Annotated in this window: 7 protein-coding genes; 4 read left to right on the forward strand and 3 right to left on the reverse strand. The window is 61.8% G+C overall.

The window, feature by feature from the left end; all coding sequences use genetic code 11:
- Positions 1 to 27 precede the first annotated feature (27 nt).
- Entirely contained in the window at positions 28 to 2493 is a 2466-nt protein-coding gene (locus VFO93_RS20140; RefSeq protein WP_325136190.1) for a TonB-dependent receptor, read from the reverse strand.
- Positions 2494 to 2878: 385 nt separating this feature from the next.
- Between VFO93_RS20140 and ruvA the strand changes: the two genes are divergently transcribed.
- The 4 genes from ruvA to VFO93_RS20160 all read left to right on the forward strand — a co-directional run bounded on the left by ruvA (position 2879) and on the right by VFO93_RS20160 (position 13738).
- Entirely contained in the window at positions 2879 to 3484 is a 606-nt protein-coding gene (gene ruvA / locus VFO93_RS20145; protein ID WP_325136191.1) for a Holliday junction branch migration protein RuvA, read from the forward strand.
- A 214-nt stretch (positions 3485 to 3698) separates the two neighbouring features.
- Positions 3699 to 11351 carry a cell surface protein SprA gene (gene sprA / locus VFO93_RS20150; protein ID WP_325136192.1) on the forward strand — a complete coding sequence of 2551 codons (7653 nt, stop codon included), beginning with the start codon at positions 3699 to 3701 and terminating at the stop codon, positions 11349 to 11351.
- A 160-nt stretch (positions 11352 to 11511) separates the two neighbouring features.
- Positions 11512 to 11892, forward strand: a complete 381-nt coding sequence (gene gcvH / locus VFO93_RS20155) for a glycine cleavage system protein GcvH (RefSeq protein WP_325136193.1) — start codon at positions 11512 to 11514, stop codon at positions 11890 to 11892.
- A gap of 73 nt (positions 11893 to 11965) precedes the next feature.
- A complete protein-coding gene (locus VFO93_RS20160) occupies positions 11966 to 13738 on the forward strand; it encodes a VanZ family protein (RefSeq protein WP_325136194.1) in 1773 nt (590 codons plus the stop codon).
- Between the two features lie 171 nt (positions 13739 to 13909).
- Here the strand turns inward: VFO93_RS20160 and VFO93_RS20165 are convergent, their stop codons facing one another.
- Together VFO93_RS20165 and VFO93_RS20170 are read right to left on the reverse strand one after the other, a co-directional pair.
- Positions 13910 to 14452: a hypothetical protein gene (locus VFO93_RS20165; RefSeq protein WP_325136195.1), complete on the reverse strand. Its 543-nt coding sequence runs from the start codon at positions 14450 to 14452 to the stop codon at positions 13910 to 13912.
- A 304-nt stretch (positions 14453 to 14756) separates the two neighbouring features.
- Positions 14757 to 15653, reverse strand: a complete 897-nt coding sequence (locus tag VFO93_RS20170; protein WP_325136196.1) for a YicC/YloC family endoribonuclease — start codon at positions 15651 to 15653, stop codon at positions 14757 to 14759.
- Positions 15654 to 15661 lie beyond the last annotated feature (8 nt).

Here is a 15661-nt window from a genome sequence, read left to right on the forward strand (position 1 = left end):
ATTATGGCCCCCGACTTACGTTTGTGGCTAATTGAACGTGTAGCCCAGCGTGAGCAGAAAACTGCGCGGCGCGCCCGGAAACAGCCGGATGTAGTCGTAGCCGCCCACCCAGTAGGTGCGGTCGGCGAGATTGTTGACGTTGAGCTGCAAGTTCACCCGATTCAGGCGGTAGTAGAGCGCGGCGTTGAGCAGAGTGTAGGCCGGTATGGTCTGGGCGGTATTGAGCGAGAGCGTGCGGACGGTGGCCAGGTTGGCCCCGAAGCCGAAACCCAGGCCGCTGAGCGCGCCTTGGTCGAGCGAGTAGCGCGTCCAGAGGTTGGCGAGGTGGCGCGGGGCGTTGGGCTTTTGCGCGCCCACTTCGGCAGCCACCGGGCTTTCGCTGATGCTAGCTTCGTTGTAGGCGTAGGACGCCGTAACGCTCCAGTTCAGCGACAGCTGGCCCAGCACGTCCACCTCCGCGCCCTTCGACACCTCGGCCCCTACTTGGCGCAGCAGGTCGGGCTGGCCGGCATCGTTGGCGTTGTACAGCACGTTGCGCTGCTCGATGCGGTACGCTGCCGCCGTGATGCTGAGGCGATTTTGGAGCCAGCTCGACTTTGCACCCACCTCTACCATATTGCTGGTGAGGGGGTTGAAAGGCCCGCCCGCGTTGGGGTTGGCGATGGTGGCGGCCGTCTGAGGGTTGTAGCCCTGCACGTAGGTGCCGTAGATGTTCACGTGGTCATTGGCCGTGAATACTACCCCGGCGCGGGGCAGCAAGGCGTGCTGATACACGGGGGTTTCGGCGGCCGTTTTGTAGCCCACCAGGTCGGTGTAGCGCTCGTAGCGCAGCCCGAGCAGCGCCTGAAAGCGGCCCAGCCGCAGCTGGTCTTGCACGTAGCCAGCGTGCAGGTGGTAGTAAGTGGGGTCGAAGGCGCGGGGCGCGAAGAAGAGCTTGCTGTCGTCCTGCATCCGCTGCGAGCCCAGCACGTCGGTGAGGTCGAAATGGGGTACGTTGGGCACGGGGTTGCCGCTGGCGTCGAGCAGGTAGCGGGTGCGGTTGGCCGCCACGTAAGTGGCGATGGTGCCGGTGTTGGCGGCGTTGCGGTAGCCGCCAGCCGTGAGCTGCGAGGCGCCGGGCGGCAGGGTTTCGCTGGCGAAGTCGTAGCCCAGCACCAAGCGGTGACCCACTGGCCCGGTGGTGAGGTCGTAGTTGACGAACGCCGACAGGTTGTCGATGTAGCGGCGGCGCTTGCGGGCAAATACCTGCATGGCGACTTTGCTGTCAATGTCCTGGCCGGCCGCGTTTTGGGCGTACACGTTGGCATTGCGGTGCTCGTAAAGGTCTTCGGTATAGCCGGTTTTGATGTAGGCCACGTTGGCCGTGAGGCCGGGCGCAAACTGATGGCTCAGCGAGGCCGTGAGATTGTAGGTTTGCTCGTTGAGGTAGTCGTTGCCGGTGGCCAGGGACAGCGAGGTGGGCGTCGAGTACAGGTCGTTTTTGCGGGTGGTTTGGCCCCGGTCAAGGCGGCTGTTTGAGCTGTTGTACACCACGTCGAAATTGAGCCGGGTGCGGGGCGAGGGCAGAAACGAGAAGGACGGCGCTACCACAATATTGCGGTCGAACTGCAAGTCGCGGAACGACTGCGCGTCTTCGTAGCCCAGGTTGAGGCGGTAGAGCAAGGTGCTGTCCTTGCTGAGCGGGCCGGTGAAGTCGGCCAGCGCCCGGAAATTCTGGAAGCTGCCCAGCGAAAAGCTGAGCGACTTGCGGCTTTCGGCCAGCGGCTTCTTGGTGACGCGGTTGAGCACGCCGCCAGGGCTGGCGTTACCAAACAAGGCCGACGACGGCCCTTTCAGCACTTCTACCCGCTCGAGGTAGTTGGCCAGCGGCTGCTTCCAGAAGCCGGTGCTAGTGCGCAGGCCGTTGAGTAGCTGCGTATTGCTCTGGCCATTTATGCGAAAGCCCCGAATCACGATGTCGTCGTAAAACGAAAACTGGGTGACGCCGCTGAAATTTTTGACTACCTCGCCCACCCGCATCAGGCCCTGGTCGGCGATGAGCTCCTTGCTGGCGTAGGCCACCGACTGCGGCAAATCCTTGATATCGGTTTCCGACTTACTGCCGATGAAGGTGGCTTTGGTGCGGTAGGTGGTTTCCTTGCGGCCCAGCACCTCCACCTGCTGCAAGGCTTGGTGGGCGCTTTGCAGCGTAAAGGCCACGCGCAGGCCGTGGGCGGCGGGCAGCGCCACAGTATGAGTGTGCGGTTCGAAGCCCACGCAAGTCAGCCGCAGCTTATACGTCTGGCCAGCAGCCAGCTGCAATTCATAGTGACCGGCGGCGTCGGTGGTGGTGCCCTGGGTAGTGCCTTCCACCACGATGCTCACGCCGGGCAGCGCCGCGCCAGCGGGGTCTTTTACCGTGCCTTGCACCGTGCCGGCCGGCAAGCTTTCCTGCCCGAAGGCAACCAGATTTAATAGAAAAAACAGCAAAAACAACGGGGAAAACTTCCGCATACCTTATTTAGAACGATTAAAAACAAGGCAAAGGTAGGCGGTTGAGCTTTCAGCCCAAGCGCTTTTCTGAAAAGAATGGCAATGCGCGCATTGCCCCCGCGTTTGGTCGAGCTAGGCTGAGGTGACACATCGCCCGGCCGGTTCAGGCTGAAATTCACGCTCATTAGGCTCTTGTGAAGTTGTATTCTAGCGAGCCAGGCCACGCCAGCCCGTCGCTGCTACCCGCCGCCGTAGTAAGATTCCGGGAGGCACCTGACGGGCGGCCTTGAGTTTCGGCGGGTCGGGCTTATTTTTGGAAAGTATAAAGCCGCGAACCGCCCGCCCATTTGGCAATTGCCTGCACCGGGCATTTTGGGCCGGCCCGCGCTTCCTAATTCCTCTTTCAATGATTGCCTACCTCGACGGTAAACTCGCCTATAAAGACCCCACCCAAGCCATTATTGACACCGGCGGCGTGGGCTACGAAGTTAAAATATCGCTGGCTACTTATTCCAAGCTGCCCGCTGAAGACCAGAAGGTTAAGGTGTATACCTACCAGCACATCAAGGAAGATGGGCAGACGCTGTACGGCTTTCTCGACCCCAACGAGAAGGCGCTGTTTCTGCACTTGATTTCGGTGTCGGGCATCGGGCCGGGCACGGGCATCATCATGGTGAGCAGCATGGGCGTGGGCGAAATCCGCCAGGCCATCGTGAACGAGGACGTGCGCGCCATCCAGAGCATTAAAGGTGTGGGCCCCAAAACGGCGCAGCGCGTCATACTCGACCTTAAAGACAAATTGCGCAAAGACGAGCTGCTGGCCAAGGCCGGCGTGGACACCGTGCCCCTGGCCCGCCAGCACAATACCCAGCGCCAGGAAGCGTTGCAGGCCCTGGTAATGCTAGGCTTTGCGCGGGCGGCGGCCGAGAAGACCCTCGACCAGATTCAGCACAAGCACGGCAACGACCTGAGCGTGGAAGAGCTCATCAAATTTGCCCTCAAGTCGCACTAGGCAATCGGCCGCACGTGCAGCTACACTTACCGGGTTTGGGCGGCTTTTAGGGTCGCCCAGGCTTTGAAAATTCACTTAGTTAAACCCGGCAACCTGCGGCTCGGCCGCGGGGCCGCCGCACCTTTGCATCTGCTTGAAGTCTCTACTTTCTGCTGGTTATAAACTGCTTAGCCCTGCCACAATATTGACGACGGCGTTTGTCTCGTCGGTATTTATGGCGGCCGCGTGGGCAGGTGCTGCCGGCCCGGCCGGCCGGGCGCGCACTCCGTTTGGGACGTTTACGTGGTCGGGCGGCCTGGGGTTGCCGCAGCAGGGCGTGCCGGCCGATACGGGCCGCTACCGCCCCAGCCGCCGCCCCAAGGTGCGGACGCGCGACCGGGCGGGCAGCCGCTTTTCGCCGCAGCGGCGGCGCTCGCCGCTGGTGCTGCCCCTGCCCAAGAGCGTGCAGCTGAACGTGACGCCCGACGATAGCAGCAAGCGCTACCAGGTGCGCGAAACGGTGGGCAACGAGGTCGACTACCGCGACCCTACCGAAATCTCGCGTGAGGAGTTGCTGCGCTTTCAGGAGCGGCAGGCCATCAGCGACTACTACCGCCTGAAGAGCCAGGGCGGCGTGGCGGGACCGGGCGCGCAGCCGGGCTCGGCGCAGGCGCAGCGCCTGATTCCGAAAATCGACCTGGGGCCGGTGGCCGACCGCATTTTTGGCGGGCGCTACATCGACATGCGGCCGGCGGGCGCGCTCACGCTCAAGCTGGGCTGGCGCCAGAACGTGAACCGCAACCCCGCCCTCACGCTGCGCCAGCAGAGCGTGGGCGACTTTATTTTTGACCAGAACCTGAATTTGAACTTGAGCGGCACGGTGGGCACCAAGCTCAAGCTCACGTTTAACTACGACACCAAGGCGGCGTTTGACTTCGACAACCAAATGAAGTTTGACTACGCCGGGCAGCCCACCGATATCCTGCGCAAGCTGGACCTCGGCAACGTGAGCATGCCGCTGAACAACTCGCTGATAACAGGCGGCTCGAACCTGTTTGGCATCAAAACCCAGCTGCAATTTGGGCGGCTGGGCGTGACGGCGGTGGCGGCTACCCTGCGCGGCTCGGCCGACGAGGTGCGGGTGCAGAATGGTGCCCAGAGCCGCACCTTCGAGCTGAAAGCCAGCCAGTACGAGCGCGACCGGCACTACTTTTTGTCGCAATACTTCCGCGACAACTACGACCAGAACCTGCGCACCCTGCCCACGGTGCAGAGCGGCATCACCATCACCCGCCTCGAGGTGTACGTGACCAACGACAACCGCACCACCGACAATCTGCGCAACGTGGTGGCCCTGCAAGACCTGGGCGAGCCGCGCCAGGAGCGCATTTTGCGGACGGCCCTTTACAACCCAGCCACGGCGCCCACGGTAAAAACACCGGCCCGCAATATTGCCAACTATCTCTACAACAGCATTATCAACAGCGGCACTAGCAGCCGCGACAACCTACAGATAGAGCAAACGCTGGGCAACCTGAACCTGGCGCTGGGCGGGGGCACCGGCACCGTGAACCTGGTTAAGAACCTGGACTACGAGCGCATCCGGGCGCGCAAGCTCACTACCAGCGAGTACACCTTCAACGCCCAGCTCGGCTACATCAACCTGAACACGGCCCTGCTACCCGACCAGGTGCTGGGCGTGAGCTACTCGTACATCTACAACGGCCGCACCTACACGGTGGGCGAAACCGTGAACGAGTACGGCAGCGTGCAGCCCGACCAGGTTATCTTCCTGAAGCTGCTGAAAGCCACCAACCCCGGCGTGGGCGTGGTGAGCGCCACGCTCCAAAACGTGAACCAAGCGTACCAAACGCTGGGCAACTCGCCGACCTGGGATTTGATGATGAAAAACATCTACTCCCTGAACGCCTCGCAGCTCAACCGCGACAACTTCAACCTTCAGATTATTTACAAGGACGACGCGACGGGCGTGGACTTGATTTCGCTGAAGGAGGGCAACCGCATTACGAACCTGCCGCTGATTCAGGTGCTGGGGCTCGACCGCGTGAACGCCAACAACGACCGCAACGCCGACGGCAACTTCGACTACTTTCCGGGCGTGACCATCGACCCCGAGCTGGGCAAGATTATTTTTCCGAGCGTGCAGCCGTTTGGCTCGTACTTGCAACAACAGTTTGATACTACCCCCCGGGGGGCCACTACCAACCCGCCGCTGCCGCCCGTGACGCCGGCTATCGCGGCCAGCGAGCTGCTGCTGGTGCAGAAATACGTGTACCCCGAGCTGTACACGCAAACCCAGAGCGACGCGCAGCAAGTCCAGACCAAAGACAAGTTTTTCATTCGCGGGCGCTTCCAGGGGGCGGCCGGGGCCGATGAGATAAGCCTGCCTGGCATTGGGGTGGCGCAGGGCTCGGTGAAGGTGTACTCGGGCAGCACGCTGCTGACGGAGGGCGTCGACTACCAGGTTTTCTACGACCAGGCCAAGGTTAAAATCCTGAACACGGCCTACCTGAACGCGGCCAACGAGCTGCGGGTGGCCTTCGAGAAAAATGCCCTGGTGCAGGTGCAGCCGCGCAAGCTGCTGGGCACCCGCCTCGACTACGCCGTGAACAAGGACGCGCTGTTTGGCTTCACGGCCATGCACATTCTGGAAAACCAGGCCCCCGGCATCAACCGCGTGAACGTGGGCGACGAGCCGGCCAATAACACCATCCTGGGCGCCGACATGAGCTTCCGCAAGGACAGCCGGGTGCTCACCAAGCTGGTCGATGCGCTGCCCATCGTGTCGACCAAGGAGATTTCAACGGTGTCATTTACGGGCGAGGTGGCCAAGCTCATCGCGGGCCAGGCACAGCTCGGGCGCGGCGAAAACGGCGTGAGCTACATCGACGACTTTGAAAATGCCCGCACGCCCTACACGCTCTACGGGCTGGCCTCGGTGCCGGCGTGGCGGCTGGCGGCCACGCCGGCACCTATTGTAGGGGCTACGCAGGGGCTGGCGACCAATTTCCAGCGCGGCAAGCTGGCTTGGTACACCGTCGACCAGAGCTACTACACGGGCGGCTCGGCGGTGTCGGCCAACATCTCGACTGCCACGCTCAACAACCACTACACACGGGGCATTCAGCGCAACGAGGTTTTCCCTAACAAAGACCTGGGCGCGACCGGCAACGGCTTCGAGTACTCGTTTGACATGGCCTACTTCCCCAGCGAGCGCGGGCCTTATAACTACTCGCCCGACGTCAGCAGCGACGGGCGGCGTTTTACCAACAGCTCCAACACAGCGCTGGGCTTGCAGCGGCGCTTCGCGGGCGTGTCGCGGGCCATCACCTTCGATACTGACTTTGATAACGCTAACGTTGAGTACCTGGAGTTTTGGATGATGGACCCTTTCATCAAGGGAGCCAACGGGCTGGCTGATGCCTTGAATAAGGACCCTGGCACGGCCAACCCGGCTGGCACGCCGCCCTACACGGACAACAGCACCGGCGGGCAGCTTATTCTGAACCTGGGCAACGTGAGCGAGGACGTGCTGAAAGATGGCAACCAGCACGAGTTTGAAAACGGCCTGCCGACGCCCGCCGACTCTAATCCGGCGCTTCTGACCGCATCTACCATATGGGGCCGCGTGACCACGCAGCAGTTCCTGACCGATGCCTTTAACGCGGCTCCGGGGGCCCGCGCCAGCCAGGACATCGGGCTGGAAGGGCTGGTAAATATCGACGAGCAGGCTTTCTACACCCCGGCCAACGCGGGGGTCGCACCCGTGTTCAGCACCCTGGCCGACCCCTCGGGCGACGACTTCCGCCACCACCTCGACCCGTCGTTTGACCAGAATAATACCCAGATTATCGGGCGCTACAAAGACTACGACAACTACGAGGGCAACTCGCCCGAGGGCTCGCAGCTGAGCGCCACGGCCTACCCCGACAAGGAAGACCTGAACCGCGACAACGTAGTGCAGGACAGCGAGAACTACTACGAGTACGCCATGAACCTGCGGCCGGGCGGCCTGGCCGTGGGCCAGAACTACGTCATCGACCAGGTGACGAACAAGATAAACGGCGACGACGTGACGTGGTACCAGTTCCGCATTCCGGTGCGCGAGCCCTCGGCGGTGCAGGGCCAGCCCAGCGGCTTCAAGAACATTCGCTTTATGCGGATGTACCTCACGGGCTGGCAGCAGCCGGTGGTGCTGCGCCTGGTGCAGCCGCAGTTCGTGGCCAACCAGTGGCGCCGCTACCTCACGCGCATCACCGACCCCGCCCTCACGGTGGGCCAGCAGGTGACTGACGCCACGGCCTTCAACATCTCGACGGTGAGCCTGGAAGAAAACGGCCTGTCGAACGGCGGCGGCATCCCCTACGTGCAGCCGCCGGGCATCACGCGCGACGTGGAGTACGGCTCCACGTCGGTGTCGCGCCAGCAAAACGAGCAGAGCCTGCGCCTGTGCGTGGAAAACCTGACCGACGGCTACGCCAAGGCGGCTTACAAGAACATCACCATCAACCTGCTGCGCTACAAGCGCCTGCGCATGTACCTGCACGCCGACACGCAGGACCCCAACACCAAGGACCGGGACGTGCAGGCGTTTATCCGCATCGGCACCGACTACACCCAGAACTACTACCAATATTCGCTGCCGCTCATCCTGACTAAGAACGGCGACACCGGCGTAGACCAGATATGGCCCGAAGCCAACCGCATCGACGTGGCGTTCCAGGATTTTATCGATGCCAAGTCGGCCCGTAATATTGCCTTGGCGACGGGCACCGCGAGCCTCAACCAGCCCTACACCGTGACGCTGCCCAACGGCAACACCATCACGGTGGTGGGCAACCCCGACTTTTCGGCGGTGCAGGGCTGCATGATTGGCATGCTGAACCCGCTCGGCACCACCGACAACCCCGGCGACGACAAGCGCGCCAAAACCTTGTGCATGTGGGCCGACGAGCTACGCGTGTTTGACTTTGAAAGCCAGGGCGGCTGGGCCGCCAACGCCCGCCTGAACGTGAAGCTGGCCGACCTGGCCAACATCACGGCCACGGGCTCGTTTATCGGCGTAGGCTTCGGGGGCTTGCAGGACAAAGCCCAGGCCCGCTCGACGAGCGACGTGCTGCGCGGCGACCTCAACGCCACGGTGGCCGTCGACAAGTTCTTGCCCCCGGCCCTGCGCCTGAAGGTGCCCGTGCTGGTGCAGGCCAGCACCCAGACCATCACGCCGCAATACGACCCGCTCGACCCCGACACCAAGCTGGAGCAGAGCCTGCGCAAATTTCAGACCCCGGAGGCCAAGGCCGAATACCAGAAGCTGGTGGTAGACCGCACCACCAGCCGCAGCATCTCGGTGCTGAACGTGCGCAAGGAGCGCGGCCCCACCCAAACCAAGGTGCACCCCTGGGACATCGAAAACGTGGCCGTGAGCTACGCCATCACCGAGCGCCAGCACTCCGACATCAACACCCAGAGCGACTACTCGCGCTCGTACACGGCGGCGCTGGCCTACGTGTACCAGACCAAGCCGCGCAGCCTCACGCCCTTCAGCGGCGTGAAGCTGCTGGATAACCCCTACCTCAAGATTTTCAAAGAAGTCAATATCTCGCCGCTGCCCACGCGCTTTTCGTTCCGCATGGACCTCGACCGGCGCTACAACGAGCGGTTTTTGCAGCGCGTGCTGGAGCCCGGCACGCTGCCCACCACCCGGGATATTCCGGGCGTATTCTACAAGTCGTTTTTCGTGAACCGCGTGTACGACCTGCGCTGGGACATCTTCAAATCGCTGGCTCTCGACTACACGGCCAACAACCGCGGCGTGGTAGATGAGGGCGCGGGCCGCTCTATCGGCACCAGCGACGTGGCCCAGGCCAACCGCGAGCTGCTGCGCAAAAACCTGCTGCTGGGCGGGCGCACCACCAACTTCGACCAGACCATTGCGGCCACCTACCGGCTGCCGCTTGACAAGTTTCCGCTCACCGACTGGCTGCAAGCCGACCTGCGCTACGCGGCGCACTACACCTGGCAGGCGGCCTCCACGGCCCTGCGCACGCCCAACCCCAACTACACTCCGCGCCGCCTACCCGACGGCAGCCCCGACCCTACCGACACCTCGACGGTGGTTATCAACCTGGGCAACACGATACAGAACAACGCCGAGTTTACGGCCAACGGCAAGATTGACCTGGTGAAGCTGTACAACAAAGTGAAGTTTCTGAACATCATCAATAACGCCCAGCCCAAGCCCCGCCCCCGCCCGGCCCTGCCCGCCGCCGGCACGCCCGTGGGCGCGCGCCTACCCAAGGTGGAGGCCGCGCCCGACACAGCTAAGAAAGACCCGCTGCGCTTCGTGAAGGCCGCGTTGCGCGCCATTATGACGGCGCGCTCCATCAACTTCACCTACGCCCACTCCAACGGCACGCTGCTACCGGGCTACCTGCCCAAAACCCGCTTTTTCGGGCTCACTGGGGGCGATAATTTCGATGGGCTAGCCCCCGGCATTCCCTTCGTGCTGGGCCGGCAGTACGACCTCGAAGCGCTGTACCAGCAGGCGGTGGCCAGCAACTGGTACACCCCCAATAGCCAGTACCTGAACACGGCGCTGAGCTCGCTGCTGACCGATAATATCTCGGCCCGCACCACGCTGGAGCCGTTCCGGGGCTTCAACATCCAGCTCGACGCGCGCTGGCAGCGCACCAAAAACGACGAGTCGTACTACCGCAATGCTATTGATACGACCACGGCGGCCTACCGCGACTTCGGCTACTTATCGCCAAACCTAAGCCTACCGATAACTCCCCAGATAGTGGGCACGGGCACGTTCAGCACCACCACCATTACCATCAAGACGATGTTTGGCGACCTGGGCAACAACGGCGAAACCAGCAAGGCCTTCGAGCGCTTCGTGCAAAACCGGGCGGCGGTGCAGCAACGCCTGCAAGCCGCTAACCCGGCTACTCCTTCGAACACCAACACCACGGCCGGCCTCTACAGCTACAACTCGCAGGAAGTGCTGATTCAGAGCTTCCTGGATGCCTACCACGGCAAGTCGTCGGACGGCTACACGGCCAAGAAATTCAACCCCTTCGGCGTGATACCGCTGCCCAACTGGCGCATCGAGTACAACAGCTTTGCCGATTTGCCGGGCATCCGCGAGGTGTTCCGCTCGTTCACCATCAACCACGTGTACTCGTCGGTGTACACGCTGGGCGCTTATACCAAGAATACGCAGTATTCGCGCGGTGAGCCCGATTTTAACAGCAGCATACCCTTCACTTACAACGCTACCGGGCAGTACGTGCCCTACTACGTGGTGGGCCAGGTGAGCTTCCTGGAAAGCCTGACGCCGCTGCTGGGCGTCAACTTCCAGACCGTGAACAACGTGACTGGCCGCCTGCAATACAGCACCAGCCGCGCCGTGGCCCTGAATACTACCAACGCCCAGGTAACCGAGCTGCACACCTCCGACATCACCATCGGGCTGGGCTACGCGGCCACCGGCCTCAAGCTGCCCTTCCGGGTAGGCGGCGAGCAGCGCACCCTCAAAAACAACCTGCAAGCCCGCCTCGATTTGAGCATCCGCGACAACGTTACCATTCAGCGCAGCATCCTCAACTCGACCGACCCCATCCCCGACCTGCGGCCCCAGGGCAGCAACACGGCCCCGGTGAATGGCGACGTGGGCACCGCTACCTCGCAGATTACCAACGGCTCGCTGCAAGTGCAGTTGCGCCCCACCGTCGACTACCTGCTCAACTCGCGCCTCAACCTCCAGTTTTACTTCACCCAAACCATCACCCAGCCCCGCGTCAGCAACGCCTTCCGCAACTCGACCAGCGAGGGCGGCATTCAGCTGCGCTACAGCCTGCAATAGGTCGATGAGTGGATGAGTGGTTTTGGGATGAGTGGATGAGCGAATGGAGCTTTTAACATAGGTGCTACGCGCGGTTGCGCTGTACTTTTGCGGCGGCTTCATTCGCGCACTTGCTGCCTGGCGAATTCACTCATCCAAAAAACCACTCATCCAACTAAACATGACGCTCCCTACCACTCTGCACTACACCAAGGACCACGAATGGCTGCGCCTGGAAGGCGACGTGGCGTACATCGGCATCACCGACCACGCCCAGCGTGAGCTTGGTGATATCGTGTACGTGGACGTTGACACGGTTGACAAAGAGATTGCCCAGCACGACGTATTCGGCACGGTAGAGGCCGTGAAGACGGTTTCCGACCTGTTCAGCCCCATCAGCGGCACCGTGCTGGAAGTGAACGCCAAGCTGGCCGACGCCCCCGAAACCGTGAACTCGGACCCCTACGGCGACGGCTGGATTATCAAGATGTCGGTCGGCAACCCGTCGGAAATCGAGGGCCTGATGACGGCCGAAGCCTACGGCGAGCTCATCGGCGCCTAGGTTTTTTCTTTTGCCTGAAAACGCCATGCCCGGCTGCGGGCATGGCGTTTTTGTGCGGTCTTTTTTCTTTTTTATGCAAACGACTTCGCCCGCGCCGCGCCGTGCCTACGCCGCCCTACCCATCGCCTGGACGCTCATCATGCTGTGGCTCACCCTCACCCCGTCGAAAAACCTGCCCGAGACGCCTGAGTGGAAATTCCTGTCGTTTGACACGGCCGCGCACGCGGGCGTGTTCGCCGTGCTGGCCGCGCTGAGCTGGTTTTCCTTGAGCCGGCAGCGGCGCTGGCCTGCGCTGGCGCGGCGCGCCAGCTTGGTGGTGCTGGTGGGCTGCGTAGTGTTTGGGGCCCTCATTGAGGTAGCGCAGTACGCCATGCACCTGGGCCGCAATGCCGAATGGACCGACCTGGTCGGCGACAGCGTGGGCGCGGCCCTGGCGCTGCTACTCGTGCGCGGCGGCTGGCGCTGGTGGCAGCGCCGCCAGCTGGCCACGCCGTTGCTCCTAGTGCTGCTACTCCTCGGTAGCAGCCTTTTTTTTGCCCCCCGCGCCCAGGCGCAAGCGCCCGACCTCACCCGCGCCCGCCGCACCATTGAGGAACTAGCTTCGCCCAAAATGCACGGCCGCGGCTACGTGCAGGGCGGCGAGCACCTGGCCGCCACCTACCTGCGCGGGCGGCTGCGGCAGCTGGGCGTGCAGCCGCTCGTGCCCGATTATACGCAGCCTTTCGGGCTGGACGTGAATACGTTTCCGGGCGAGTTGAGTCTAAAATTTAATTACGGACAAGGGCAATTACTCGCACGCCAGTTTGGTGAAGCCGGGCGCGACTACATCGCCGCGCCCGCCTCAGGGGGTGGCAATTACCGAAAGCTACCCGTGCTGCTATTTGATACCACTGCCTTCACCAACCAGGCCAGCCAGCAGCGTTTGGCCGCCATTGCTCTTGCTGATAGAGCCCTGCTACTAACCGGCCGCGATGCCGCTCGATTCAGCACGCTACCGCTGCCGCTGCAACAGCACCTCAATGCAGCTAAAGTCTGGCTCAAGTGTGTGCCCAAGCTTACCGGTTCGCTGGCGGGCGAGCAGCTTCAGCGGGTGGAGATAGAACTACTGACTCCGCTTGTCTACAAGCCCGAGCAGGTAAGCAGTCATGGCACAGCCATCCCGGCTTTTCCAAACGAAACGGTTGATATTCAGCTCGACGCCCAGCTCCTGCGCAACTACCAGACCCAGAACCTCGCCGCCGTGGTGCGCGGCAAAATTCAGCCCGACAGCTTCCTGGTAGTGTCGGCGCACTACGACCACCTGGGCATGATGGGCCGCGCCACCTACTTCCCCGGGGCCAACGACAATGCCAGCGGCGTTGCGCTGCTGCTGGAGCTGGCCGCCCACTACGCCCGCCCCGAAAACCAACCCGCCTGCTCGGTCGTGTTTTTGCTGTTCGGGGCCGAGGAGGCGGGGCTGGTGGGCTCGCGCTACTTCGTGGCGCACCCGCTGGTGCCGCTGCCGCGCATCAAGTTCCTGGTAAATCTCGACCTACTCGGCACTGGCGAAGAGGGCGCCACCGTCGTCAACGGCAGAGTATTCGCGCCCGCCTACCAGCGCCTTACCGCCCTCAACGACGCCCACCACTACCTGTCGCGCCTCACCGCCCGCGGCCGGGCCGCCAACTCCGACCACTTTCCTTTCTCCGAGGCCGGCGTGCCCGCGTTTTTTCTCTACACGCGCGGCGGCAGCACTGCCTACCACGACGTGAACGACCAACCGGCCGCGCTCTCGCTGGCCGGTTTTGCGGGGGCATTTGGGCTGGTGCGCGACTTTCTGGATGGGCAGATGGGCCGCCAGCCTTAGCCTAAAGCGGCGTAGTGCACGCCATGCTTCGCAGAAAGCAAAAAGCCCCGGCCGCTAATCGGCCGGGGCTTCCGGAGTTTTACTTTTTCCTAACAACTACCTATACACTGCGTTTAGCTTAATTTAACTCACTAACAATCAGTCACCAGTATCCCCCACTTATTACTTGGCTTAGCTATTGGCTTTCAGCGAATTCAGAATCTTCTTGGCCAGCGGCTCCCACTCGGGCTTCTGGCGGTCGGCGCAGTTGAAGGTGCAGATGAGCAGCTTGCCCTGCACGTCGGTAAAGAACACGAGCGTGTACACCTCGTGGCCCATTTCGGGCTTCATAAATTCGAGGTAGCCCACTTTGCGGCCCGAAACCTCCTTCACGCCCTCGCCAAACCAGGTGGTTTGCTTGTACTGCTTGTGGTAGGTTTTCGAGAAGTTGGTTTGGTACACGTCCACCATGTCCTGGTCGGCCTCGTTGTCGGAGTAGTTGAAGGACAGCGTCACCAGGTTGTTGTTGGTGAAGACCACGCTGGGGCGGCTGCTGGCGTGCGAGTAGATGAAATCCATCTGCTGCTCGGTCATCAGCTCAAAGCCCTTCGGAATCAGCACCTCCACGCGCTCGCTCAGCACGCGCTTCTTAATCAGCTCAATCTCGGAGGCAGGGCGGGCGGCCATCAGCAGGCCCGACAAGGAAACGAGCAGCGTTAGTAAAAGAGACTTCATAACTGAGTAAGAGGTAAAAGTGAGCGCTGAAATAGGGGGCTTGCTTTTGTTGAATCGAAGTTACGCCTAAAATCCAACCCGCAATGCGAGCCAATAAATGGTACTATATACTGGCAAAATCAAAATTTAACGCGACAGCAATTTTATTTACTATTCACACTATAAGTAATTTACCTATAATAATCAAAATAACTAATTCATGAATCAAGCCAATTTTTACACTACCCGCCAAACCTTAATTATTGGATTAATACAAAACTTAGCCTAAAAGATGCAGTAATTATTTTTGAAAATATTTCGCGGCCTACAAAATATTGTTAAGCTGCTCTTTAATCTTCTCCAACTCTTCCTTCATACCCACTACCAGGTGCTGCACGGTGGCATCGTTGGCCTTCGAGCCTATCGTGTTGATTTCGCGGCCAATTTCCTGGGCCAGGAAGCCCAGCTTTTTGCCCACGGCCTCGTCGGGCTGGCCGATGGCCTGCTCGAAGTAGTTGAGGTGCGCGGCCAGGCGCACTTTCTCCTCGGCGATGTCGAGCTTCTCTATATAATACAGTACCTCCTGCTCGAAGCGCGTGGCATTGAACTGCTCGTGCTGGGTAAGCTCGGCGAGGTGGGCGGCTAGGCGCTGGCGCACGTGCGCGATGCGCTGCGGGTCGTGCAGCTCCACGGCCGCCAGCTGCTGCCGGATGGTGGCGATGTAGCCCAGTATCTCGGCCTGCAAGGTCTGGCCTTCGTCGTGCCGGAACTGCTGCATAGCGGCCAGCGCCTCGGTCAACAGCGGCTGAAGCTCGGCCCAGGTGGGCTCGTCGGGGGCATCGGCCTGGGCGGCCTGCGCCTGCTCGGAGGCCGTGGGCACTACGCCGGGCAGGCGCAGGGCGGCCAGCAGCGTGTCCTCGCCGGGGTGGATGCCCAGCGACTCGGCTACGGCTTGCAGCTCGCGGTAGGCGGCCAGCAGCGCCTCGCGGCTGAAGGTGGCGGCGGCGGCCGGCGCGGCGGCCGAGCGCACGAAGTCGAGACTGAAATTGACTTTGCCGCGCAGCAGGGCTTTGGTGATTTGCTGACGAATTTCGAGCTCGTGGTTTTGCAGAAAGCGCGGCAGGCGCAGACTCAGGTCAAGGGTTTTGGAATTGAGCGAGCGCAGCTCGATGGTGGCGGTGTAGCGCTCGGTTTCGCGGTGGGCCTGGCCAAAGCCAGTCATGGAGAGTA

It is taken from the genome of Hymenobacter sp. (genome assembly GCF_035709525.1).
Classification (GTDB): domain Bacteria; phylum Bacteroidota; class Bacteroidia; order Cytophagales; family Hymenobacteraceae; genus Hymenobacter.